The organism is Fictibacillus terranigra, assembly GCF_030412265.1.
Classification (GTDB): Bacteria; Bacillota; Bacilli; order Bacillales; family Fictibacillaceae; genus Fictibacillus_C; species Fictibacillus_C terrinigri.
The window spans coordinates 1209221-1232527 of record NZ_JAUHLN010000001.1 but is presented as its reverse complement, the minus strand read 5'-3'; the positions used below and the strand labels follow the sequence as shown (position 1 = coordinate 1232527).

Annotated in this window: 24 protein-coding genes; 7 read left to right on the top strand and 17 right to left on the bottom strand. The window is 44.1% G+C overall.

Annotated features, from left to right (window positions below):
* Positions 1-10: 10 nt before the first annotated feature.
* Positions 11-3403 (bottom strand): DNA polymerase III subunit alpha, encoded by a 3393-nt coding sequence (locus QYF49_RS06180; protein ID WP_290398721.1) that lies wholly within the window; start codon positions 3401-3403, stop codon positions 11-13.
* 117 nt (positions 3404-3520) lie between these two features.
* Here QYF49_RS06180 and QYF49_RS06175 point away from each other — a divergent pair, with 117 nt between their 5' ends.
* The 3 genes from QYF49_RS06175 to QYF49_RS06165 all read left to right on the top strand — a co-directional run bounded on the left by QYF49_RS06175 (position 3521) and on the right by QYF49_RS06165 (position 4651).
* The gene (locus QYF49_RS06175) at positions 3521-3850 is read left to right on the top strand and encodes a YtrH family sporulation protein (protein WP_053357578.1); all 330 of its coding nucleotides are present in this window, start codon (positions 3521-3523) and stop codon (positions 3848-3850) included.
* 1 nt (position 3851) lies between these two features.
* On the top strand, positions 3852-4355 hold the full coding sequence (gene ytrI, locus QYF49_RS06170; protein ID WP_290398720.1) for a sporulation membrane protein YtrI: 504 nt from the start codon (positions 3852-3854) through the stop codon (positions 4353-4355).
* Between the two features lie 113 nt (positions 4356-4468).
* Positions 4469-4651 (top strand): YtzJ family protein, encoded by a 183-nt coding sequence (locus tag QYF49_RS06165; RefSeq protein WP_290398719.1) that lies wholly within the window; start codon positions 4469-4471, stop codon positions 4649-4651.
* 40 nt (positions 4652-4691) lie between these two features.
* Here the strand turns inward: QYF49_RS06165 and QYF49_RS06160 are convergent, their stop codons facing one another.
* Positions 4692-5642 (bottom strand): DHH family phosphoesterase, encoded by a 951-nt coding sequence (locus QYF49_RS06160; RefSeq protein WP_290398718.1) that lies wholly within the window; start codon positions 5640-5642, stop codon positions 4692-4694.
* Positions 5643-5738: 96 nt separating this feature from the next.
* Here QYF49_RS06160 and QYF49_RS06155 point away from each other — a divergent pair, with 96 nt between their 5' ends.
* Complete coding sequence (locus QYF49_RS06155; protein WP_290398717.1) at positions 5739-6047, top strand: YtpI family protein; 309 nt, start codon at positions 5739-5741, stop codon at positions 6045-6047.
* A gap of 50 nt (positions 6048-6097) precedes the next feature.
* Here the strand turns inward: QYF49_RS06155 and QYF49_RS06150 are convergent, their stop codons facing one another.
* The 3 genes from QYF49_RS06150 to QYF49_RS06140 all read right to left on the bottom strand — a co-directional run bounded on the left by QYF49_RS06150 (position 6098) and on the right by QYF49_RS06140 (position 8491).
* Entirely contained in the window at positions 6098-7414 is a 1317-nt protein-coding gene (locus QYF49_RS06150; protein ID WP_290398716.1) for a CBS domain-containing protein, read from the bottom strand.
* A gap of 84 nt (positions 7415-7498) precedes the next feature.
* Entirely contained in the window at positions 7499-7753 is a 255-nt protein-coding gene (locus tag QYF49_RS06145; RefSeq protein ID WP_290398715.1) for a hypothetical protein, read from the bottom strand.
* A gap of 60 nt (positions 7754-7813) precedes the next feature.
* Complete coding sequence (locus QYF49_RS06140) at positions 7814-8491, bottom strand: metal-dependent hydrolase (protein WP_290398714.1); 678 nt, start codon at positions 8489-8491, stop codon at positions 7814-7816.
* A 204-nt stretch (positions 8492-8695) separates the two neighbouring features.
* Between QYF49_RS06140 and QYF49_RS06135 the strand changes: the two genes are divergently transcribed.
* Positions 8696-9796, top strand: coding sequence for a M24 family metallopeptidase (locus QYF49_RS06135; protein WP_290399062.1), 1101 nt, complete (start codon positions 8696-8698; stop codon positions 9794-9796).
* A 42-nt stretch (positions 9797-9838) separates the two neighbouring features.
* Here QYF49_RS06135 and ald read toward each other — a convergent pair whose 3' ends face one another.
* From ald to QYF49_RS06110, 5 genes are all read right to left on the bottom strand, one after another.
* On the bottom strand, positions 9839-10957 hold the full coding sequence (gene ald, locus QYF49_RS06130; RefSeq protein WP_290398713.1) for an alanine dehydrogenase: 1119 nt from the start codon (positions 10955-10957) through the stop codon (positions 9839-9841).
* Positions 10958-11049: 92 nt separating this feature from the next.
* On the bottom strand, positions 11050-11811 hold the full coding sequence (locus QYF49_RS06125) for an SDR family oxidoreductase (RefSeq protein WP_290398712.1): 762 nt from the start codon (positions 11809-11811) through the stop codon (positions 11050-11052).
* A gap of 162 nt (positions 11812-11973) precedes the next feature.
* Entirely contained in the window at positions 11974-12132 is a 159-nt protein-coding gene (locus tag QYF49_RS06120; protein WP_290398711.1) for a hypothetical protein, read from the bottom strand.
* A 76-nt stretch (positions 12133-12208) separates the two neighbouring features.
* Complete coding sequence (gene argH, locus QYF49_RS06115) at positions 12209-13582, bottom strand: argininosuccinate lyase (RefSeq protein WP_290398710.1); 1374 nt, start codon at positions 13580-13582, stop codon at positions 12209-12211.
* Positions 13579-14784: an argininosuccinate synthase gene (locus QYF49_RS06110; RefSeq protein ID WP_290398709.1), complete on the bottom strand. Its 1206-nt coding sequence runs from the start codon at positions 14782-14784 to the stop codon at positions 13579-13581. The genes argH and QYF49_RS06110 overlap by 4 nt, the downstream gene beginning before the upstream one ends.
* Before the next feature lie 225 nt (positions 14785-15009).
* Here QYF49_RS06110 and QYF49_RS06105 point away from each other — a divergent pair, with 225 nt between their 5' ends.
* A complete protein-coding gene (locus QYF49_RS06105) occupies positions 15010-15324 on the top strand; it encodes a hypothetical protein (RefSeq protein WP_290398708.1) in 315 nt (104 codons plus the stop codon).
* A 53-nt stretch (positions 15325-15377) separates the two neighbouring features.
* On the opposite strand, the gene QYF49_RS06100 is transcribed toward QYF49_RS06105, so the two are convergent.
* The 7 genes from QYF49_RS06100 to QYF49_RS06070 form a co-directional block, all read right to left on the bottom strand.
* The gene (locus QYF49_RS06100; RefSeq protein WP_290398707.1) at positions 15378-16214 is read right to left on the bottom strand and encodes an EcsC family protein; all 837 of its coding nucleotides are present in this window, start codon (positions 16212-16214) and stop codon (positions 15378-15380) included.
* Positions 16215-16414: 200 nt separating this feature from the next.
* The gene (locus QYF49_RS06095; protein WP_290398706.1) at positions 16415-17602 is read right to left on the bottom strand and encodes an acetate kinase; all 1188 of its coding nucleotides are present in this window, start codon (positions 17600-17602) and stop codon (positions 16415-16417) included.
* A gap of 364 nt (positions 17603-17966) precedes the next feature.
* Positions 17967-19303 (bottom strand): IS3 family transposase gene (locus QYF49_RS06090; protein ID WP_425589549.1). Its coding sequence is split into 2 segments (ribosomal slippage): positions 17967-18916 and positions 18916-19303, totalling 1338 coding nucleotides; the frame shifts between segments, so codons are not numbered across the junction.
* 115 nt (positions 19304-19418) lie between these two features.
* A complete protein-coding gene (locus QYF49_RS06085) occupies positions 19419-20411 on the bottom strand; it encodes a class I SAM-dependent methyltransferase (RefSeq protein WP_290398704.1) in 993 nt (330 codons plus the stop codon).
* 110 nt (positions 20412-20521) lie between these two features.
* Entirely contained in the window at positions 20522-21019 is a 498-nt protein-coding gene (gene tpx / locus QYF49_RS06080; protein WP_290398703.1) for a thiol peroxidase, read from the bottom strand.
* A 168-nt stretch (positions 21020-21187) separates the two neighbouring features.
* Complete coding sequence (gene ytfJ / locus QYF49_RS06075; RefSeq protein WP_290398702.1) at positions 21188-21658, bottom strand: GerW family sporulation protein; 471 nt, start codon at positions 21656-21658, stop codon at positions 21188-21190.
* On the bottom strand, positions 21651-22328 hold the full coding sequence (locus tag QYF49_RS06070) for a DUF2953 domain-containing protein (protein ID WP_290399061.1): 678 nt from the start codon (positions 22326-22328) through the stop codon (positions 21651-21653). Before QYF49_RS06070 ends, ytfJ begins: the two co-directional genes overlap by 8 nt.
* Positions 22329-22464: 136 nt before the next feature.
* Between QYF49_RS06070 and QYF49_RS06065 the strand changes: the two genes are divergently transcribed.
* Positions 22465-23268, top strand: coding sequence for an NAD kinase (locus QYF49_RS06065; protein WP_290398701.1), 804 nt, complete (start codon positions 22465-22467; stop codon positions 23266-23268).
* The last annotated feature ends 39 nt before the right edge of the window (positions 23269-23307 follow it).

Below are 23307 nucleotides of genomic sequence, written 5' to 3'. Positions count from 1 at the left end.
TGTAAAGACATTACTTCCCTTTCAGAACCACGTTATCTGCCCCTATGAGCTCTTTAATTTTCGCGAGAAGGCCAGCGGTCGGGGCGATCAATTGGGACAGCTTTACACTTTTCCTGTCCTGTTCATAATAAAGAATAACCTCGGCATTTCCATTGCTTGATCCCAGCAGATCTTTGAGATGGTTCAAACGGGAGGAAGACAGGTTCTCCTGTATTTTAAGATAGAGAACTTGCTTTCGTACTTGAACCTCTTCCCGATGGCTCAGCGATGTGAGCTCGCCTGCTTTATTGAGCAGTACCTGTCTGGCTCCGTCTTTCTCCTCAATCGTTCCTTCTACCAGTAAAAATTGCCCCTTCTGCAGAAGTTCATGATAGGCTTTGTAAGCCTTTGGAAAGGCAACAAACTCTATTTCCCCAGACTCATCGCTTCCAGATAAGAAAGCCATGAGCTCTCCTTTTTTCGTCTTGATGGTTCTCGCTTTCGTGACCATGATGCCTAAACGCACAGCAGATCTGGCGCTTTGTTGAATTGCCTGACCGATTGTAACAGCATCAAAACTGTCGAGTACAGACTGGAATTTTTTCAGCGGATGGCCGGACAAATAAAAACCGAGCGCCTCTTGTTCAAACTTCAAACGTTCTGCCTCTTTAAAAGGAGGCACTTCCACATACTCCGGCTTCCTCAAGCTGTCCTTTTCTTCAAACAGCTGAAATTGGTTTTCTTCACGGTAAGCCTGCACCTTGTGCCCATATTCCATCGCGCGGTCCAGAGTGGCGAGGAGACAAGCTCTGTCCTGGCCAAAGTCGTCCAGCGCTCCAGCGAAGATCAAGGATTCCAGCGTTCGCTTGTTAACTGCTTTGGCAGAAGCATTAGCACAAACATCAAACAGATCTTGATACGGACGCTGCTCTCTTGCAGCAATAATGTGCTTGATGGCTTGATAACCCGCATTTTTTATGCACAACAGACCAAATCTAACACAATCTCCTTCAACAGTAAAATGGAGAAAACTGCTAATAATTGAAGGAGGCTTTACGATAATGTTTTTCTCAGCACACTCTTTAATGTATTGTTCGATCTTCTCCGGGCTGCCTGTCACACTGGACAGCAGAGCAGCCATAAAGTACAGAGGATAATTGGCTTTTAGATAAGCAAGCTGATACGCAATGATACTGTACGCTGCAGCATGGCTTCTATTAAATCCGTAATCAGCAAACCTCACGATCAAGTCATAGAGACCGTTTGCGGTTTGCTCATCATGTCCTTTTTTCAAGCAGCCGCGCACAAAGTGCTCACGCTCCCGATCGAGCACATCCCTCTTCTTTTTACTGACCGCACGCCGTAGAAGATCCGCTTCTCCTAGAGAAAAGCCAGCCATCTCTGATGCAATTTTCATAATCTGTTCCTGATAGACGATGACGCCATAAGTGGATTTCAGGATGGGTTTGAGGTCGGGATGGCGGTACTCTACTCTGCGCTGCTTATGTTTTCCCGCTATATAATCCGGGATGTTCTGCATCGGGCCGGGCCGATAGAGTGCATTGACAGCAACGATGTCTTCAAATTCCGTCGGCTGCAATTGCTGGAGCACCCTTCTCATCCCATCGGATTCCAGCTGAAATATGCCGGTCGTATCTCCTCTGCTCAGCATTTCAAAGGTATCCTCATCATTAAAAGGGATTTCGCTTAGGTTTATAGTTCTTCCAGTCCCCCTCTTCACAAGCGAGCAGATCTCCTCCAGCAGCGTCAGGTTTCTCAGACCAAGGAAATCCATTTTTAACAGCCCGATCTCTTCCAGCCATTCCATGCTGAACTGGGTCAGTGGAATTCCCTCGTTTCCAGCCTGAAGCGGTGCGTAATCCGTTAACGGGCGTCCGCTTATAATCACGCCGGCCGCATGTGTTGAAGCATGCCGCGGGAGGCCTTCCAATGTTCCTGCAACTTCAAGAAGCTTTTGGACCCGAGGTGATTCTTTGATCAGCCTCTGCAGACCGAATGACTCTTCTGCTGCCTTACTGAGCGTCATGCCAGGACGGGAAGGGATTTGTTTGGATACAGAATCTATAAGGTTTCCCGGCAGATTCAGAACTCGAGCGGTATCACGAATCGCAGCTTTAGCCGCGAGCGTTCCAAATGTAATGATCTGTGCCACCCGTTCATCCCCGTACTTCCCTTTAACATATTGAAGCACTTCATCTCTTCTTATATCCGGAAAGTCAATATCAATATCTGGCATCGTCACCCGTTCTGGATTTAAAAAACGTTCAAACAGAAGATCATGCTTGATTGGGTCAACATCTGTAATTTGCAGTACATAGGCTACGAGAGATCCCGCGGCCGATCCCCTCCCTGGGCCGGTAATCATTCCTGACTCATGTGCAAATTTCATAAAGTCCCACACGATCAAAAAATAATCATCGAACCTCATTCTGTGGATGATATCCAGCTCATATTCGAGCCTATTATGTACTTTTTCATCCGGTTCACCGTATCGTGAATCCGCTCCCTTTAAACAAAGCTTCCTTAGATAGGTTGAAGAATCAACACCTGCTGGAAGAGGAAACTCTGGTATGAGCTGCTGGTTGAACGCCAATTGAACATTGCACTCCGCCGCGATCTTCCCAGTGGCTTCAATGGCACCGGTCAGGTGATAAAAACGCTGATTCATTTCTTCTGGGGAGGTCAGGTAGTACTCCTCCGTCGGCAGAACTTCCCTGTCTGGATCATTGAGCTTCTGGCCGTTCTTTATACAGAGCAGCACTTCGTGTGATTCCGCTTCATCAGGATGAATGTAGTACGTCTCATGGGTGGCAGCGAGCGTTATATTCTCTTCTTTTGATAATTGTTCCACCTCGAGGTTGATCGTTTTTTCTTTACCTGTTCCATGGTCCTCTACCCCAAAATAAAAATGAGGGCCGAACCAGCTTTTATATAGCCTGCAAGCCTCTTTCGCCCGATCATCTTCACCTCTTGAGAGAAACTGCTGGATTTCTCCTTCAGGACCCGCAGAAATAACAAGAAGTCCGGCTGCATAGCTCTTCATTACATCTTTTTGCAAAGAAGGCATCGCAGTAGGCTCCTGCATGAGTTTTGTGCTGATTTTCAATAAGTTCTGATAGCCTTCATTATTTCTGGCATATAGAAGAAGCTTTCCAATCTCCGGTTTTTGGCGTTTGTCAAACACCGGACCAAGCAAAAGATTCACCTCGAGCCCGATAATGGGCTTAATGCCTTCTTTCAAGCATTCCTTATAAAAGGGGATCACTCCGTACATGTTGAGCTTGTCCGTGATGGCAAGAGCTGGGTATCCGAGTTCTTTTGCCCGATGAATAAGAGGCCTTAGCCTGCAAGAGCTCTCAAGCAAACTGTACTCTGTATGTATATGCAACGGAACAAATGTCATTGCAGCACTTCCTAACATCTCTTTTGATTCTTATTATAATACACCATCCTGACGTATAGAAAACAAGCATATTCCCTTGAGCGTGTCCATAAAAATGATACAGAGGGGGGATGGCGTATGAGGGATTTTCTGTCCACGATCATTATTACCTTTTTCATCGCTTTCGGCGTCATTCTTGGAGGAGCGATCATCGGGGGTCTTGCCTCTTTTCTTGTTGGAAAAGCACCATTGATGGAAACGGTGGATCTTGCTAAAAAGCTGAAGATCTGGGCGATTGTTGCGGCAATGGGCGGAACGTTTGATACCATTACAAACTTTGAACGCAGTTTTTTAAACGGCGCCACCTATGAAATTGTGAAACAGCTGGTTATTATATTTATTGCAATGGCAGGTGCCAATACAGCGATGCTTCTTCTTCAATGGCTGACACAGGAGAATTTAAACTAACATGAGAATTCCTCCTTTCTTCAACCGAAAAGGCTATCAGCGCTTCTTTTCCGGGATCATGCTGGGGTTCATCATCGGATGGCTCTTTTTTCTGATGCAATACGGCATGACCGTCGAACATTATGTCAGCACCATAGACAAACAAGCCCAGCATGTGGCTGATCTTAAAGAACAGATCGCCCAATGGAAGAGCACCTATGAAAAGAGCAACGAAGACAATGAAAAGAAACTGCGCGTCCAAAAAATAAAAGTGTTTGTGACCAACAACCAGACGCTTAAGCTTTCACAGCTAACCATTTACGAAATCTCTGAATCTGTGCAGGATCAGCTCGAAAACCTGTTGGGAGAAGATATCGAATCCATCCATAAAACAAGGATGCTTCTCTATAAAGCGATTGAAAATAAAAACTATGAAGTGGACGGAGAAAAATACAAGGTGACGGTTGATCAGTTATTTTTATATACGACCGTGGAAGTCCATGTGAAAATTATTCCCGAAGGATAAGCACGTTCGCCCTCGATTTACTGTTTTGTGACAATTCAAACAATCTGATAGCAATTTTATGCAAGATTGTTTAAAATGTTAGAAGAGAACGCAAGACAGAGGGGGTATTTTGCTTGATTATTAATCGTAAAGAAATCGCCCGTGAACAGGTCAAAAAAATACAGAACGGTTTTTCTGCCTTTGCCGAAACAAAAGAAGTAGCCGAACTCATCAAAAAAGAACTGATAAAGCTGAATATTCCTGTTCATGAAGATGTGACGGATATCGGTTCATGGTTCATTCCTGAAAAATCATAAAACGAAAAGACCCTGATCCGCAGGGTCTTTTTGTTTGCTGTTAATTCGAGCTCTGATAATCTTTACAAAGCTTCACAAGGTCTTGTACGAGACGCTTTGACTCTTCTTCACTATAGATGGTCGCCCCTGAAGCCATAGGGTGCCCTCCTCCGTTGTATCGCATTGCAAGCTTGTTGATGACAGGCCCTTTAGAGCGCAGACGCACTCTGACCTGTCCGGGCTCGTCGACGAAAAACACCCACGCCAGCATCCCTTCCACATTGGCAAACGCGTTAACAAGCAATGAAGCTTCGCTAACTGTCACGCCATACTCTTTTAAAATCCCTGCCGGCAGATGAATATACCCCGCGCAGCCATCGACAATTTTAAAGTTCTGAAGGACATATCCATTCAGCCTGGCCGTATTCTCATGTACTTTATAGAGATTATCAAAGATTTCCTGAGGGTTGATTCCCATATCCACCAGTTCTCCTGCGGCATGATAGGTTTTCACTGTCGTATTGCTGTACAAAAATCGGCCGGTATCGCTCACAATTCCCGCGTACAGCAATCGGGCAGCTGCCTTGTTTAAAACGAGCCCTTTATCCTTCCCTTGTTCGTACCATTCATAAATCATCTCGCTCACAGAGCTGGCACCCGTATCCACCCATACCACATCCCCGTATGGGTCTTCATTCGGATGGTGATCGATCTTAATCAGTTTCTCTCCCAGTTTATACCGTTCATCACTTATGCGGGGAGAATTGGCGGTATCACAGACAATGACCAATGCTCCGTTATACGTTTCGTCAGTGATGTCATCCATTTCCACAAGAAAAGTCAGTGAAGGGTCTTCCTCGCCTGTCAGATAAACTTCTTTTTCAGGAAAACTTGCCTTGATGATTTCGGCAAGCCCTCCCTGGGAACCGAGTGCATCGGGATCCGGACGTATATGGCGGTGAATAATAATTTTATCGTACGCTTTTATCCAATCGAGTATCTTATCTTTCATTTCATATCTCTCCCTTTTCTTTCCGAAGCTTCTGGCAATTCTTTTCTTCAACGATTACAATGGAGTTGGATTACTTTCATGGAGGTCAGAAGAAATATGCCGTTATTTGTGATTTTAATTGTGGTTTCTCTTTCATTTTACATCTTTTATAAAGTAAAAGAAGTGCGATCTAAAGCTGCTTATGAAAAAAGCTGGATTGCTTCAAAAGCAAAAGCAGCTTTGGGCTTATTTTTACTTTCATTCGGCCTGAACGAATTTACGATGGTGGATGACAAGATCCAGCTTTGGATCGCGATCATTTTTACAGTTTACGGATTGTTTATGATGGTTGCCGGTTATAAAATGTACAAGCATTTTCTGCCTCTGGCCATTGAAGAAGCGGAGAGGTCTCGTTCTGCACAATGAATAAAAAAAGGGTGACTCAGGTAATATCCATCTGAGCCATCCTTTTTTATTTATGACCGGTGACCGATCAATTGAGCCAGCAGCAGCGCTTTGCCGACGACCGCTCCTTCATGATAGAGCTCTACATCGACTTTTCCGAACTTTCTGCTCACTTCAAGCACACGGGGAACAATCTCAATCGTACTTTCCATCTGCACGGGTTTAATAAAATAGAACGTCAGGTTCTCGACGACAATGTCGCCTTTTTTAATTTTTCTAAGCGCCCGGCTTGCCCCTTCTATTACGAGCGTTGTCATCACCCCATAGGATACCGTTCCCAGGTAGTTCGTCATCTGCGGAGTAACTTCAAACTTATATTTAGGACCTTGTCCATCTTTCACTTCGGTAATGCTAGAAGTGATCAGATCATCAAACGTTTCTCCCACCTGGGGCTGTTTTTGAATCATCTGCAACGACTTCAGAACGTCTTGCCTTGTCAAAATACCTAGGAGCTTCTGGCTGTTATTCACGACTGGCAAAAGCTCGATCCCTTCCCAGATCATAATGTGAGCACAGGAGGCTACTGACGTTTTGTGATTGACTGTAATCGGCGAACGGGTCATCACTTTATCGATGGATGTGGACCTTTCCATTCCGATAATATCCTTGGAGGTCACAATGCCGACGACCTTCATCTGGCTGTCGATGACAGGATAACGGCTATGTTGGGTTTTGTGATTTTGCTCGTACCACTTTTCGACGTCATCTGAAGTGGTCAATAAATGAGTGTTTTCAGCAGGTATCAAAATGTCAGAAGCCAAAACAATTTCCTTTTTGATCAATTGGTCATAGATGGCTCTGTTGATCATCGTTGCCACGGTAAACGAGTCATAACTTGAAGATATGACCGGAAGTTTAAGGGAATCGGCAAGCCTTTTCACCTCTTCTGTCGTATCAAACCCGCCAGTGATCAGTACGGCTGCACCAGAGTTGAGTGCGAGCTCATGGGCATTCTCCCGGTTCCCGACAATCAGGAGACTGCCGGGGTCGACATACCTCATCATTGCATCAAGCTTCATCGCTCCGATGACAAATTTGTTCAGGGTTTTATGTAGACCTTCTCTGCCGCCAAGCACTTGGCCGTCAACGATATTAACGACCTCGGCAAAGGTCAGCTTTTCAATGTTTTCTTTTAATTTCCGCTCAATTCGTATCGTCCCTACACGTTCGATCGTGCTGACGACGCCTTGGTTTTCAGCTTCTTTAATCGCCCGGTAAGCTGTACCTTCACTCACCGATAAAGCTTTGGCAATCTGCCGGACAGAAATTTTAGAGCCGATTTCAAGTGACTCAATATATTCAATAATCTGTTCATGTTTGGTAGCCACGTTTTCCACCGTTCCTTTGGCATCTGTTTTATCTGTTCTACTAAGAATGATTAATACAGATTATACAGACAATAAATCAGAAACTCAATGATTCTTAAGCCAGGTTTCTTTGGAATCCTCATGAAGTTCACTTTTGTGGAGTTTAGGGTCTTCTGATAACGCTCCCAATGCCAGCCAAAAACGTTTCGTCTGTCCTATAAATGCAACCAACGCAAAAGCCAGCCAAAGGAGTGAAAAAATAAAAGATGGACTGCCTAATTTTGAAAAATTCAGGTGTGGAATCCCGTAAACAAGAAGCGCCAACAGACATAAAGCTTTTAACGTACGGTTACTGGACATTATAAAACCCCCTTATCCCATGCTTATGCATCATGACAAGGAGGCAGACTATCCAGACAGCTATCTTTCGATGGATTCACCCGGTTTAAGGACTTTTCCTTCCACTTTTAATGAGGATACAAACTGATCCGCATCCTGCTCGATGACAGGGAACGTATTATAATGGATCGGCACTGTAAGTTTGGCGTTCAACCATTCAGCTGCCGTGGAAGCATCTTCCGGACCCATTGTAAAGTTGTCACCGATCGGCAGGAACGCGACGTCGATGTTGTTTCTTTCACCAATCATTTTCATATCAGAGAACAGGGCAGTGTCCCCTGCATGATAGATGGTCTTTCCTTCTGCGGTAAACAGAACCCCTGCAGGCATCCCTGTATACACGACCGTTCCATCTTCTTCAGTAAAGCTGGAACCATGGAAGGCTTGCGTCCATTTCACATGGCCCCACTCGAATTCACGGCCGCCCCCAATATGCATCGGATGGACATTGAGCCCCTTTGACCCAAAGTACTCGGCCAGCTCGAAGGGGGCAACAATTAAACTGTTATTCTTTCTAGCGATTTCCTCCGCGTCGCCCGCATGGTCATTGTGTCCATGTGTCAGCAGGATCACATCGGGTTTTACATCTTTGATATCCACCACAGCAGTACTATTGCCTTTAATAAAAGGATCAATCCAGATGGAATGTTTTTCTGTCTGAATCTCTAGTGCAGATTGTCCGTGAAAAGTCAGCTTCATGTTCAACATCTCCTTTTACTTACTATCTTCTTCAATTCGCAATTATACCTTCATTTCCTTCTCATTTCCGTTTTTTCTGATTCTTAAACGCGCCATTTCGATTGATGCTTCGTTTACATCCCTCATCCATAGTGATACATTGAAGGCATAGGTTAACTCTATTGAAATCAAAGAATCCGTCATACATAAGAAAGGAAGATACCGATCATGCAAAAAATCGAAGCACTCTCAACTTGGATGAAAGAACAAAATATTCAGGGAGCCTTTGTAACCTCAACAGCCAATGTTTACTACTTGACTGGTTTCCGTTGTTTTCCCCACGAGCGCCTTCTGGGTGTCTTTGTTTTCCAGGACAAAGAACCGATTCTTGTCTGTCCTGGAATGGAAGAACTGCAGGCAAGAAACGCCGGTTGGAAGCACGAGATCATCGGTTTCTCAGATACCGACAACCCATGGGAATTGCTCTCTGAACGAATCACCGACCGCGGCATTACTTCGGTGGATTCCATTGCCGTTGAAAAGGAACATCTTTCATATCACCGCGGTATGCAGCTGTTGAACCTGTTTCCTAATGCTTCTCTCGTTTCAGTGGAACATGAACTGAACGCCATGAGACTGATCAAAAGCGAAGACGAAATCTCCATTCTTCGTGAAGCCGCCCGCCTTGCAGACTTTGGCGTAGAAACAGGTATTGCAGCGATCGGAAATGGGGTGACCGAACTTGAGCTCGTTGCTGCGGTGGAATACGCCCTTAAGAAAAAGGGAGCCGCAGAGATGTCGTTCTCCACAACGGTGCTTGCCGGCGAAAAATCGGCCATGCCTCATGGGAATCCTGGACTGAAAGAGATTCAGCCAGGTGATTTTGTCTTGTTTGACCTAGGCGTAGTCGTGGACGGCTATTGTTCCGATATTACAAGAACAGTCGCTTTTCAATCTGTTTCTGAAAAGCAAAAAGAAATCTATGAGATCGTCAAGAAAGCGCAGCAGGCTTCTCTTGATCTCAGTAAACCCGGTACCCGCGTGGGCGATCTTGACCTTGCAGCAAGAAAAATGATAGAAGATGCCGGCTACGGCCGATACTTCCCTCACCGCATCGGCCACGGTCTCGGCCTCGATGTTCATGAACACCCATCCATGAACGAGAAAAATAACGATAAGCTGACTAAAGGCATGGTATATACGATCGAACCCGGCATCTACCTGCCGGAAGTAGGCGGCGTGCGGATTGAAGATGATGTGTACATCACAGAAAATGGCCACGAGTGCCTCACTCAGTTTACGAAAGAACTAGTGATCGTTAAATAACAGCAGTAATAGAAAAGCGGATCCAGTGCGGATCCGCTTTTCTTATTGATCAATAAATTCGTGCACAGATTTAAATTCCAGTCCATGGGCGTCCGCCACCGCCTCGTACGTAACATACCCTTCCAACGTATTGATTCCTTTGAGAAGCGCTTCATTTTTCCGGCAGGCTTCTTTATATCCCTGATTGGCGATCTGCACCGCATAAGGAACGGTTACATTCGTAAGGGCGATCGTTGATGTTCTTGGCACAGCCCCCGGCATATTGGCTACAGCATAGTGAAGCACACCATGCTTTTCATAGGTCGGATTGTCATGTGTTGTGATTTTATCTACCGTTTCAAAAATTCCCCCTTGGTCGATCGCCACGTCAACGACCACGGATCCCGGTTTCATGGATTTGATCATTTCTTCAGTGACCAGCTTTGGCGCTCGTGCTCCAGGAATGAGAACTGCACCGATCACAAGGTCTGATTCACTGACTGCCAGTGCGATATTCAAAGGATTGGAGATCAGGGTATTGATTTCATTACCAAAGATGTCATCAAGCTGCCTCAGTCTCTCCGGGCTTAAATCAATGATGGTAACATCCGCACCGAGACCCATTGCAATTTTTGCTGCATTCGTCCCGACGACACCTCCGCCAATGATGGTTACTTTTCCCCTTTTCACTCCTGGTACTCCGCCAAGAAGGATCCCTTTTCCTCCTTTAGGTTTTTCAAGGAATTGTGCACCGATCTGCGCAGACATCCTTCCCGCGACCTCGCTCATTGGTGTCAGAAGCGGCAGCGAACGGTTCGGCAGCTGTACAGTTTCATACGCAATGCCAACAACTTTGCTGTCAATCAATGCTTTCGTTAATTCGGGCTCAGGAGCAAGGTGCAGATAAGTGAATAGAACGAGTCCTTCCCTGAAATACCCGTATTCCTCCGGAAGCGGCTCCTTTACTTTCATGACCATATCCATGGACCATGCCTGATCAGCGGTCTGAACAATCGTTCCTCCCGCTTTTTCATACTCGCTGTCATGGAAACCTGAACCCTCGCCCGCACCCGATTGTATAAACACTTCATGGCCGGAAGCAACTAAGTTAAGCACACCCGCTGGAGTCATTGCCACACGATTTTCATTATTTTTCACTTCTGTCGGAACACCGATCTTCATTTTTCATCCTCCTCATTGTGGACCAATGATCATTATGTAAAAACGTGTCAATGTTTATACTTACCATACCACTAATAATAAAAACTAATACATTATTTGCGGTGGCGGTTGATGACATCTAAACCTCCGGTCGCTGAAATGATACTGCCAGTGATCATGTCTGAGTTCTCTTCACACAGAAACGCGATCAGCCGGGCGATATCCTCCCCTGTACCGGAACGTCCGATCGGTGTATCCTTATCTTTTAAAATTCTTGCTTCTTCGATGCCCGCTTCCTTCATGTCACCGATAATGTTTCCGGGACAGACCATATTGGCGGTAATGCCATGCTCCGCCTCTTCCAGGGCCACCGTCTTCGTTAACGAGACGAGACCGACTTTTGCTGCACTGAAGGCTGAACGGTAAACCCAGCCCGGAGTATATTCTGCGTCCTGAAAACCATACGTGATGATCCGCCCAAAGCCGTTTTTTCTCATTACCGGGATCGTCATTTTCAGAAAATGATAAACAGAGCTTAGATTCCCATCGATCATTTCGTACCATTCATGATCTTCGTAATCGGCCAGTTTTTTCCGTTCAAACACATATGGGCCTGCATTATTTATAAGATAGTCGATACGCCCAAAGCGGTCCATCGCAGATTCACAAATATGCCTGATATCTTCTTTTTGTGTCACATCTCCTTTTACAAAATGAATTCGGCTCCCGAAGCATTCCCAATCCCGCTTAAGCCGGCTCACCGCGTTTTCATCGCTACGATAGTTTACAGTGATGGAACACCCCTGCTTGATTAGCTGTTCTGACACCTTTTTGCCAAGCCCTTTAGATCCTGCTGTAACAATGGCATGCCTCACCGTTCCACCTCCAAAAAATCTGCTTTCCTTTCTTCATTATCATTGTAACCATTTCCCCATAACTAAGTCTATTCAGGACCACAGCGATGCGCCATTAATACAGACAAAAAGGCAGACAAAAAAGCAGAACGACTTGGTCATCCTGCTTTCTGTCTGCCTGGCTTATTGCAGGCTTTCTTCATCTTCGGCTTTTGATTTCGACTTTCCCTGATCGAGATAGTCAGCTACCCCGCTTTGATAAGATTCGTTGATCTGCTGCTGTATGGTAATTTCATTTTCCTGATCAAAATCCACAAATGATACTGGTTTCTTTTCGGTCAAGTTCATCATCCTCCTTCATCTTTTAACCCTATTGTTCACTAATGAAGGAGAAAATTGTGTGCCACAATCTGGGTAATCAGATCTTAGTTTTAGCGGTCTCTAGAGCAGCACGGACGGCTTCAAATCCGGTTCCGCCCGCTGAATTCCGTCTGGAGACGACCGTCTTGGCCTGAAGAACTTCAAACACATCCTGTTCAAAACAGGGTGAAGCTGCCAAATATTCTTCAAAAGGAAGATCAAGTAGGAAGATGTTCTTCTGGATGCAATTGAGCACCAGTTTACCGACAATTTCATGAGATTCACGGAATGGAATGCCTTTGCTGACAAGATAGTCAGCAAGCTCTGTCGCATTGGAAAAATCAGATGACACTGCTTTCTGCATATTTTCCTTGCGGACCGTAAGACTTTCAAGCATGCCGGTAAAGATGGACAAGGAACCTCTTAATGTGGTCACTGCATCAAAAAGCGGCTCTTTATCCTCCTGCATATCTTTGTTGTAAGCTAGTGGCAGCCCCTTCAGCACGGTAAGAAGCGAGATTAGGCTGCCGTATACACGTCCTGTTTTCCCTCTGATCAGTTCTGCCATATCAGGGTTCTTTTTTTGCGGCATCATGCTGCTTCCTGTGGCGAATGAGTCGCTGATTTCCACAAACTGAAACTCCTGAGAAGACCAAAGGATCAGCTCTTCACAAAAACGTGAAAGATGCATCATCACGAGCGATGCATTGCTGCAGAACTCAACCAAAAAGTCACGGTCACTCACTGCGTCCAGACTGTTTTGATAAATATCTCCAAAGCCGAGAAGCTGAGCTGTATAGGTTCTGTCGATCGGAAAGGTTGTACCTGCAAGGGCGCCTGCACCGAGAGGACATAGATCAATACGCTTCAAGCTGTCAGTAAGCCTTTCTTTATCCCGCTGAAACATCCAGAAATACGCCATCAGATGATGCGCAAAGGATACCGGCTGTGCTCTTTGAAGGTGGGTATAACCAGGAAGGATGGTTTCCACATGCTCTTCAGCAAGAGACACCAATACCGTTTGAAGCTGGTTGATCTGCTGAATGAACGAAGATACCTGCTTTTTCATGTACAGATGGATATCTGTAGCTACCTGGTCATTCCTGCTTCTTGCCGTATGAAGTTTTCCTCCGACCGGTCCTACTTCGTCGGTCAAAAGCTTTTCCAGGTTCAAGTGGATGTCTTCATAGTCGACTTCATACTCCAGTTCACCATGCTGGGCTTTTTTCAGCAGCGTCTTGAGACCTCCTCTGATGGTCTCTGCTTCTTCCTCTGTTATGATGCCGCATTTCGAAAGCATTGTCACATGAGCGATGCTTCCTGCAAGATCTTCTTCTACCAATTCTTTATCAAATGAAATGGAAGCACCGAATTCATCGACCCATTGTTCAGCCGCTTCGGTAAATCTTCCCCCCCATAATTTAGAAGTCATGCTTTCACCCCGTTATGCTGCACCTTGCTGCTCACTTTTGTCGGCAATCCCCATAATGAAATGAATCCAACAGCATCCTGATGATTGAACGTGTCCTCCGTGCTGTATGTCGCAAGTTTTTCATCATAAAGGGAGAACGGTGATTTTCGGCCTTCTACGATCGCATGCCCTTTGAACAGCTTTACACGCACAACGCCGGTAACATATTTTTGGGTTTCCTGCAAAAAGGCCTGAAGCGCCTGGCGTATAGGAGAGAACCAAAGACCTTCATAAATCACTTCTGTAAGCTTTTTCTCAACGACAGGTTTAAAATGGGCGACTTCTTTCACAAGTGTAATGTCTTCCAGTTCACGATGTGCCTTCAATAATGTTACCGCAGCAGGGCATTCGTAGATTTCTCTTGATTTAATACCCACCAAACGATTTTCCACATGATCGATTCGTCCAATGCCATGTGCACCGGCCACTTTATTCAAATACTGGATCAGCTGCTCCAAGCTGTAAGGAATGCCGTTTAGCTCTACAGGTACACCCTCGTTAAATGTGATCTCGATGATTTCTGCTGTATCTGGCGTAAATTCGAGAGGAGCGGTCAGGTCATACGCTTCTTCTGGAGGCGCCGCCCATGGGTCTTCCAATATTCCGCATTCGTTGGCTCTGCCCCATAGGTTTTGATCCACAGAATAAGGACTGTCCAGTGTAGCAGGAATCGGGATATTATGTTTTTTTGCATATTCAATTTCTTCATCGCGCGACCATCCCCACTCGCGGACGGGGGCAATGACCTCAAGATTCGGGTTCAATGCAGAGATGGAAACTTCAAATCGAACCTGATCGTTGCCTTTCCCCGTACACCCATGAGCCACCGCATGAGCTCCGTACTGTTCTGCGACCTCGACGAGTTTTTTTGCGATCAGCGGTCGGGAAAGAGCTGAAAGCACGGGGTATTTCCCTTCGTACATGGCATGGCTTTGGAGAGCCGGCAATACAAACTCTTCAGCAAACTCTTTTTTAACATCTAAGCTGATGGATTCAATCGCTCCTACCATGAGCGCTTTTTCTTTAACAAAGTCCAAGTCCTTGCCTTCTCCCACATCAAGCCCAAGTGCAATGACATCGTACCCCTTTTCCTGGAGCCACTTAATCGCTACTGAAGTATCCAATCCGCCTGAATACGCTAATACCACTTTTTTATTCGCCATCTATAAAACCCCTTTGCATTAAAATACTAAACTATAAATTTTTATACATCCACAAGTAAAAATAAAAGAAGCTGCCTTTTGCAACTTCAAATTATTTCTTCTGAATACACTATAACAACATTTTGAGCGATTTTCAATAATTATTTATCAATATGTATAAATATTAGTTTTTATTCATTCGCAACTTCATGTCTTTTCATGTAAAATAAGGGTGAGGTGAAACACATGGCATCTGATTTTGTTTATAACGAACGGTTAGGCATCGAACTTCCTTTGTTGCAAAAGTCCTGGGAAGAATACTCTCCTGCCAGGCAGGAGGGAATATTGGCCCAATGGGAATCCGTGAGGGGCACCATTCCTGACCGGATCCATTCAATAGAACAGATCATCAACACGAAACAGGATCAGCTCAGTGTGGAAGAAAACTTTGAACGCTCCTGCACTCTGAATTGGGAGATCGCTGAACTGGCATCTGTGATCAATGACTTATGGCTTTGGTACAGAACACATCAGGATATCAGCCTGAAACTTCACATATAAATACAAAACACCCGAAATCATTTCGGGTGTTTTGTATGGTCTATGCATAAACATTATAACTGTTTTTCAATAAGAAAGCGTTTTTGATAAAATTTATGAGCAAACTCCGTCACTTCTCTGGACTTTTGGTAGTTCATGGTCGCTCCAAAAAGAACACCGAGCAAAGGAATGCCCTGAACCATCTTTTTCTTTAGCATGGTAATGATGATTCCCTTTATTCCTTGTTTGAGCGGCATCGACAGCCAGGAAACATCGGCCACAGATTCGTCGCCCACATAAAAGAATGCATCTCGTTCTCCGTTTGAGATCTCAACAAGAAGCTCGTTCCAGCTTTCATGCTGATAGCGTTTTGGCAAAGTGGACGCATGAAATACCTTTAAGGACATCATCATTTCAGACGGTCTCTGAATATCATATCCATAATTCATTGCAATGTATTGTATGGAACGCACTTGCAGAGCAATCATTGCCGGGATATCCATCCCCAGCAGCAGCAGTCCGCCGGTACCGGAAAGCCCGCCCTGTGCCAATGAAATAATTCTGCTTCTGGCAATCTGCTGCTGTGCAATATATGTAAGCTGTTCGATTGTACATGTTTGTAGATCTTCAATATCCTCTATTTCGGAATTAAAAATACGTGCTTCGGACAACAGCCTCTCTCTCACATCTGTTTGGTACCTGGAATTTTGAATCAATGCGTGAACATGAAACAGTGCAGAATCAATAAAATCATTCATTTTTTCAATGAGTGCCGGGTTCAATTGATTCAACTGATTTTTAATCCACCGTTCATAGGTTGCTTCAAAATCTGTCGGCTCATAGTCAAAATAACTGGATTCCCACTGGGTGATGGATTGCCATACTTTTTCCTCTCTTGAAGTTAAGCTCACAATTCAACCTCCTGCCTTTAGCACATTTGTTATACATATTATACATTCTTTTCAACGATAAAAACAAAAAACCCGAGGAAATCTCTTTAACAGAGGTATACAACCTGAGGAGGCACCCTTAACGTGTACAGTCCGGGAAACGAAACCCAACCATAAAAACAAAGACAGCTTTGTTGGAAAAGCTGTCTTTATCATAACCATTATTTAGATAGTCTCACAGTATCCCTGGCGATCATAACTTCTTCATTCGTAGGGATGATGATAACCTTAACCGGTGAATGAGGATAGCTGATGAATGCTTCTTTTCCGCGTATTTTGTTTAGTGCAGGATCCCAGTAAACGCCCATGAATTCCAATCCTCTAAGAACACGTGCACGGACTGTATCACTGTTTTCACCGATGCCTGCTGTAAAGATAATCGCATCAAATCCTGCCATACGCGCCGCATATGAACCGATATATTTATGGATACGAGACGCAAAAACTTCTAGAGCAAGCTCTGCTCTTTCGTTTCCTTCTTTTGCTTTTTGCTCAATGTCCCGGAGGTCGGAAGAGAATCCGGATACACCAAGCATACCGCTCTTATGATTTAATACGTTTAGTACTTCTTCCGCAGTTTGTCCTGTTTTTTGCATGATATAAGGGATCAATGCCGGATCAATGTTACCGGAACGTGTTCCCATCGTCACACCTGCCAACGGAGTGAAGCCCATAGAGGTATCAATGGATTTCCCGCCCTCAATGGCCGCAATACTCGCACCATTGCCTAAATGGCAGGATAAAAGGCGGAGCTGCTCGACCGGACGTCCAAGCAGTTCGGCTGCACGCTCTGAAACATACTTATGGGAAGTACCATGGAATCCGTATTTTCGGATGCCGTACTTTTCATAATATTCATATGGTAAACTATACAAAAAAGATTGCTCAGGCATGGATTGGTGGAACGCCGTATCGAACACTGCCACAGCAGGCACGTTTGGCAAAATTTCTTTGAACGCTCTGATACCGACAACATTAGCCGGGTTATGAAGAGGTGCCAAGAAAGAAAGTTCCTCGATTTCTTCAAGGACCCTATCAGTGATTACTGCTGAATCATGGAACTTTTCACCGCCGTGAACGACACGGTGGCCGATCCCTTCAATCTCATCATAAGAGGAGATGATTTCATGGGCCGTTAACTTTCCGAGCAGTTTTTTAACTGCTACTCCATGGTCGGGAACATCTGTTACTTCTTGTATTTTTTCTCCATCTACTTCAATAGTAAAAATGGAGTCATTTAAACCGATACGCTCAACTACACCTTTTGTGAGAACATGCTCTTCAGGCATCTCGAGCAGCTGAAATTTCAGTGAAGAACTCCCAGCGTTGATTGCGATAATTTTTGCCATTCGTTTAGCTCCTTAACAGCAATGAAAAAGAAGTGCATAAATGACATGAACTTCTACCATTGTAAATTCATAATATCCTTAACCATTTAAACACCCATGCTCACTTATTTCAAGCTTGTAAAACGTTTTTTGTACATATTCGTTATATTCAGAAATGAATTCGTTTGCATGCGGGGTGTTCCAATGGAGTATTGCTTCAGGAGAAACGAAAGCTTTTTGGGTTTCAGGGTTGTTAGATGGCATTACTTGCGATTCGACATGATTTACTTTCACTTGCATATCACTTCATTTTCATATATTGGGCCAATAAAAAAACTCCAGCTCACATTAAACTGTACCCCTTGTAAAGGACATTGTAAAAAAACTAGGCTACTTTAAGAAGATGATCTCTGTATTGAACAGGGGTCATCTTTTTCATATTCCATTGGTATCTGTCGTAATTGTAATAGCGAATGGCATCTTTTACTTCTTGTTGGAGCTCTTTTAAGGTTTCACACGATTTTACCTCAAGCAGGTCCTTAAAATGTCCAAAAAATGATTCCTGAGGGGCATTGTCCCAACAATTTCCCCTCCGGGACATGGACTGTCTCAATTTGCATTTTTTAACCAATTTTTGATAAACAGGACTTGTATAGTGCCCACCCTGGTCAGAGTGAATATAGGCTCCTTTAGCTAATTTAATCTTCTTGTTTCTTTTTAGGTTTTTAAGTGTATCTGTAGCGATATTAAGTGTCACTCGATCAGAGACCTTATGTGCTAATACTTCATTCGTAGCTGCGTCAAAAATAGTGGATAAATACGCTCTGTTTCCTTTTCCAAAATACAAGTACGTGATATCGGTAAGAAGGACCTTATAGGGGACTCCCTGTTTAAATTGTCTATTCAGCAGATTGGGAACCACCTTGTGCTCCTGTGTCGCTTTGATCGTCCGCTTGTATGGATTGGCTCTCCGAATAGGGCATTCAATCCCGTATTTCTTCATGATCCTTCGGATTAATTTAAGGTTTGCGACAACACCAAATTGAGCAGCCAAAACCATCTTGATCTGCCGTGCCCCTTTCTTGCGATTCTTAAATTTGTACGCCTTTAGAATCAAGTCGCGCCAGGCCACATCCTTTTTCTCCTTCACTTTTCTTCGTTCTACTTGTTCAGCTGAAAAATAGTTATAATAACCCTGACGGGATACACCAGCGACTTTACAGAGGTGGGAAACCATTCCTTTTAAGTAGTACTTCTCAATGACAGATTGGATCAGATTGAATTTCTGGTCCGCTGATACCTTTATTTCTTTTTCTTTTGACCCCTTTCGGCAAAGCGAATCTTTTTTAATAGTTCGTTCTCTGCTTTCAACAAATTATTTTCGGCCTCTAGTCGAGCAAACTTATCTTCGACGGATAACTCTCCGTCCTTAGATCGGCCTGAATTGCCTGCCCTTGTATCACGGAGTCCCATAACACCTTGATTACGATAAGCCAATCGCCACCTGTTGGCCGCAGCCTTAATACGTTCCATTCCAACAATCTCTATATCAAATCCACAATCTTCGAAGATCTCTCTCGGAAACTTCCCCTGATTATTTTCAGTGATAAAGATCTCTTTAAATTCGTCTGTATAGGTAATTCCTTTGGTGCTTACTGACTTTACATAAGGATTTTTGGATAATAACTCGATGTCTTTTTTCGAGAATAATTTTTTACTCATACTCTTCTCCCGTACCATTTTTTCTTCATTGTACATAAAAAGACCCTCTGCAGTAGACTTTTTTTAAGTGTCTACTACACAGGGTACAGTTTACATTGAAGCCGGGGCTTTTTTATCATGAGCGTGTTAGTTCGGTGCTAAACCACTGGTTCATCTGGCTCATTACGCTCGCCATCGCTTGTTTTTTAGAAAAGGACGGAAGATCAACAAGCAGGGCGTGCTTTGGTTTGATGGTTTGTTCTCCGTTTTTTTGCAGCAGAACGATGCTTTTGGCCTGGCTTTCCTGTTTAAAGAGTGACATGGGCAGCTGGATCATCCCCAAAATTACTGCACGTTCCTTCAGCATAGCTTGAAGCAAAGGGGCTTGTTCGCTTGAAAACAATGAATTCGGCACGAGGAACACGCCAAAGCCTGAATCTTTTAAATAATTGATGCTTTGTTCGATAATTAAATGGTGTGTGTAAGTATGTCCCTTTTCTGAAAACACCTTGAACTCCTTAGCTGTGTCATCGTCAGGATAAAATCCGACCGGCAGATCGGACACTACGATTTCAACAGGGTCCACATATAGAGGCTTGATGCTGTCCTGATGATAAAATTCCACGTTATGCTTCTGCAGATTGGATATGATCCAGGCCAAACGAAGAAGTGTTTCGTCCACTTCAACTCCGAAGCTTTTAACGCCCTCGCCAAATTGATTCAACACCGTAGTCAGCAGGTTTCCTGATCCGGCTGCGGGATCGAGAATCACGAATTCTTTTTTCTGCTGCATGAGTTTTTGTACAAGATATCCGACAAATAAGCCTACTGCATCTGGTGTCATCGCATGATGCGGCTGGATGGCTTCCTTCATCCCTTTTAAAACAGCGAGCTGAAAGGCTTTTCTGATTTCTTCCGCTTCCATCGCATCAAGATTGATCTTTGCGTATTCTTTTTCTAAGAAGGCTTTCGTTATTTGCGAAACCTCGTCCGGTATCTCTTGATGGAACAAGTTTTCACCTGTTTCCACAAGCGCGTCGAGATAGGTTACTTCTTCTTCTTGCTTAATTCTCTCAGATGATTGGTCAATCACTGTAAAAAGCTTTTCTATGTTTGAAAGGCTGCTCATCTTATTTCCTCCTATATCCTTACAGCTGGTTCTCTATTGTTCAATGAAGCGTTTATGGGAGATGGAACACCGTTAAAAAACTCCGGAGCAAGCGTCCGGAGTCTTTTTGTTTAATTAGCAGCTTTTGCAGCTTCGATAGCAGCTTCGTAATTTGGGTGGTTTGTTACTTCATCCACATATTCCACATACGTGATTTTGTCTGAACTATCCACCACAAAAACAGCCCTTGCAAGAAGGCGTAATTCTTCGATCGCTACACCGTATGCTTGGCCGAATGACAAATCACGGTGATCGGAAAGGGTCTGCACGTTCTCTACACCTGCAGCAGCGCACCAGCGTTTCTGGGCGAAAGGCAGATCAACAGAGATGGTTAAGACCTTAACATTGTCGAGCTTGGATGCTTCTTCGTTAAAACGGCGGGTCTGCGCATCACAAACGCCTGTATCGACAGAAGGCACAACAGAGATCAATCGAACAGACCCCTTTGAATTTGCTAACGTCACTTCTGAGAGGTCGTTGGCAAGCACCTTGAAATCTGGAGCCTGGTCACCAACCTTCACTTGCTTGCCTGCCAGCGTAACTGGTTTTTCCTTAAATGTTACTCCCATGAAAAAGCCTCCTTTATTTAATTATGTACATGTTTCATAATAAAGCGAAGACCGCGAATGTGCAAATAAAATGTAATGCTGAAATGACCAGGCTTTTGTCCAATTGAAGCTGGATTAAGTGATGAAACGATGCCCCAAAGAAAAAAGCTAACTGCTAAAACAGTTAACTTAGAAAGGGTTCTGCTGCTGGTTCTGATTCTGCTGCTGGTTCTGCTGAACATTTTGTCTGTTCTTGTTGTTCATCATATGCTGGATCTTCTCCACCACTCCTGGAGCCAGGTCAAGCAGGCGTTCATAAAGATGAGTGCTATTATCCAGGTGAATGGTTTTTACGCCTGTAGAACCAACGATTAAGAACGCGATTGGAGTAATTGAAACACCTCCGCCGCTTCCTCCGCCAAAAGGAAGTTCCTCTCCGGAATTCTGTCCCTGCTGCTGGCCGCCTCCGTGGTTTTGCTGATCACTGTTGTTGAATTCGCTTCCTCCTGCTGCAAAACCAAAACCTACCTTAGAAACGGTCAAGATCACACTGCCATCCGGCGTTTCTACAGGATCGCCGATAATCGTGTTCACATCGATCATTTGCTTCAAATTTTCCATTGCCGTCTTCATAAGGCCTTCAATAGGATGCTCAGACATGTGATGTTCCTCCTGCTATATATTTTTTAGATTTCTTGTTTTTGCTGGAGCTTATTTTTCTCCAATGTTTCAACATCTGTAACATGACGACAATAGCATGCCCGATTTTAAAAGAAATCATACAGGATAGCCTGGTTTGCGTAAGAGTGCCTTGATATACAGGTATGACCTGAATGGAAGGAACGCCTTTTAAAGAGACAAAGTGTGATAATATGCCGAGCACATTTCCTTTTAGGGCCCAGATCGCACCTGAAGCAACAGCGGTTGATGCTGCATCACCCAACCCAAACCTGCTGTCCCACCTTACCTCTGAAATTTTTACTTTCTTCAAAAAGCGCCTGAGGATTCGATAGAACCCCGTAACCTGAACAAGGAGCCGGCTGTATTTTTTGTAGTTTTCCTTAATGGTCTGTACGGTTATCTTTGTTTTTTTACGTTTAGCGCCAGTAGTTCCTTTTGATTTTTCCTTGACTTCAATCTTTTTTTCGGAAGTATTGACTTTAACTTCTGGCACAGCAAAAGAATAAGAAATAAATTTCCAAACTGACACTTTGAGCCGCAAAAAATCATCGTCCCCTTGATGAGAATATAAAAAGGATACGTGTACGGTCGAAAACAAAAGAACAATAAATAGAAGCAATAAAATAAAAAGCACAATAAAAAAAATCATCACAGGCCATACTTCCTTTCATTCTCATTATGGTCTGGGTGAGAAAAAATAAACCTGTTTCGATTAACAAAAGGAATTCATAAAAGAAAGTAGAAGTTGATACTGTGACAGACACATTTCCACAGGAGGCCTTTACATGGCAGACGAACGCAGAAATTTATACTTGTTCTATAAACAGGAAGATGAAGTATTAAAAAAAGTGGACCCTTTACTTACTCTTGCTGAAAATTATGAATTTAAGATCGTGGATGACCATAAGCAAGCCAATATCATCGCTTCTATTGGAGGGGATGGTGCCTTTTTACAAGCCGTAAGAAAAACAGGCTTTCGCGAAGATTGCTTGTATGTCGGTGTCAGTACGGGAGAACTCGGATTTTACTGCGACTTTAAAATAGATGATCACCAGGGAATGAGCTCCGCTATGGACAACCACCAGGTGGAAGTACGAAAATATCCAACATTGGCTGTAACGATGGACTATGATGATTCAACGTTTTTTTGCCTGAACGAATGCTCCATCCGCTCCTCCGTCATCAAGACGTTTGCAATGGATGTATTCATTGATGATCTGTACTTTGAAACCTTTAGAGGAGACGGAATGATCGTATCCACTCCCACCGGGAGCACGGCATACAATAAATCAGTCACCGGTGCGGTCGTCGATCCAAAGCTGCAGTGCTATCAGGTGAGCGAGATGGCATCATTAAACAATAACCTTTACCGGACGCTTGGTTCTTCCTTTCTATTAAGCAGTGAGAGAAAGCTGACTTTTAAGTTCGAACAGGACAATAACCAGTATCCGATCATCGGCATTGATAATGAAGCTTTAAGCATCAGGCACTCAGAAATCATTCGATTTGAGCTGTCCGATCGAAAAGTAAAAACAGTGAAACTTAAGGATAATTCATTTTGGCATAAGGTCAGGAGAAGTTTCCTGTAACCACAATCAGAACAGACAAAAAAGCCCGCAGTTTCTGCG

Coding starts and splice junctions, on each gene's coding strand:
- QYF49_RS06110 (WP_290398709.1), bottom strand. CDS start 14,784: ATGGCGAATAAAAAAGTGGTATTAGCGTATTCAGGCGGATTGGATACT.
- QYF49_RS06155 (WP_290398717.1), top strand. CDS start 5,739: ATGCCGTTATTTGTGATTTTAATTGTGGTTTCTCTTTCATTTTACATC.
- QYF49_RS06140 (WP_290398714.1), bottom strand. CDS start 8,491: ATGAAGCTGACTTTTCACGGACAATCTGCACTAGAGATTCAGACAGAA.
- QYF49_RS06105 (WP_290398708.1), top strand. CDS start 15,010: ATGGCATCTGATTTTGTTTATAACGAACGGTTAGGCATCGAACTTCCT.
- ytrI (WP_290398720.1), top strand. CDS start 3,852: ATGAGAATTCCTCCTTTCTTCAACCGAAAAGGCTATCAGCGCTTCTTT.
- ytfJ (WP_290398702.1), bottom strand. CDS start 21,658: ATGTCTGAGCATCCTATTGAAGGCCTTATGAAGACGGCAATGGAAAAT.
- ald (WP_290398713.1), bottom strand. CDS start 10,957: ATGAAGATCGGTGTTCCGACAGAAGTGAAAAATAATGAAAATCGTGTG.
- QYF49_RS06180 (WP_290398721.1), bottom strand. CDS start 3,403: ATGACATTTGTTCCGTTGCATATACATACAGAGTACAGTTTGCTTGAG.
- QYF49_RS06145 (WP_290398715.1), bottom strand. CDS start 7,753: ATGTCCAGTAACCGTACGTTAAAAGCTTTATGTCTGTTGGCGCTTCTT.
- tpx (WP_290398703.1), bottom strand. CDS start 21,019: ATGGGAGTAACATTTAAGGAAAAACCAGTTACGCTGGCAGGCAAGCAA.
- QYF49_RS06095 (WP_290398706.1), bottom strand. CDS start 17,602: ATGGCAAAAATTATCGCAATCAACGCTGGGAGTTCTTCACTGAAATTT.
- QYF49_RS06065 (WP_290398701.1), top strand. CDS start 22,465: ATGGCAGACGAACGCAGAAATTTATACTTGTTCTATAAACAGGAAGAT.
- QYF49_RS06085 (WP_290398704.1), bottom strand. CDS start 20,411: ATGAGCAGCCTTTCAAACATAGAAAAGCTTTTTACAGTGATTGACCAA.
- QYF49_RS06175 (WP_053357578.1), top strand. CDS start 3,521: ATGAGGGATTTTCTGTCCACGATCATTATTACCTTTTTCATCGCTTTC.
- argH (WP_290398710.1), bottom strand. CDS start 13,582: ATGACTTCTAAATTATGGGGGGGAAGATTTACCGAAGCGGCTGAACAA.
- QYF49_RS06070 (WP_290399061.1), bottom strand. CDS start 22,328: ATGATTTTTTTTATTGTGCTTTTTATTTTATTGCTTCTATTTATTGTT.
- QYF49_RS06160 (WP_290398718.1), bottom strand. CDS start 5,642: ATGAAAGATAAGATACTCGATTGGATAAAAGCGTACGATAAAATTATT.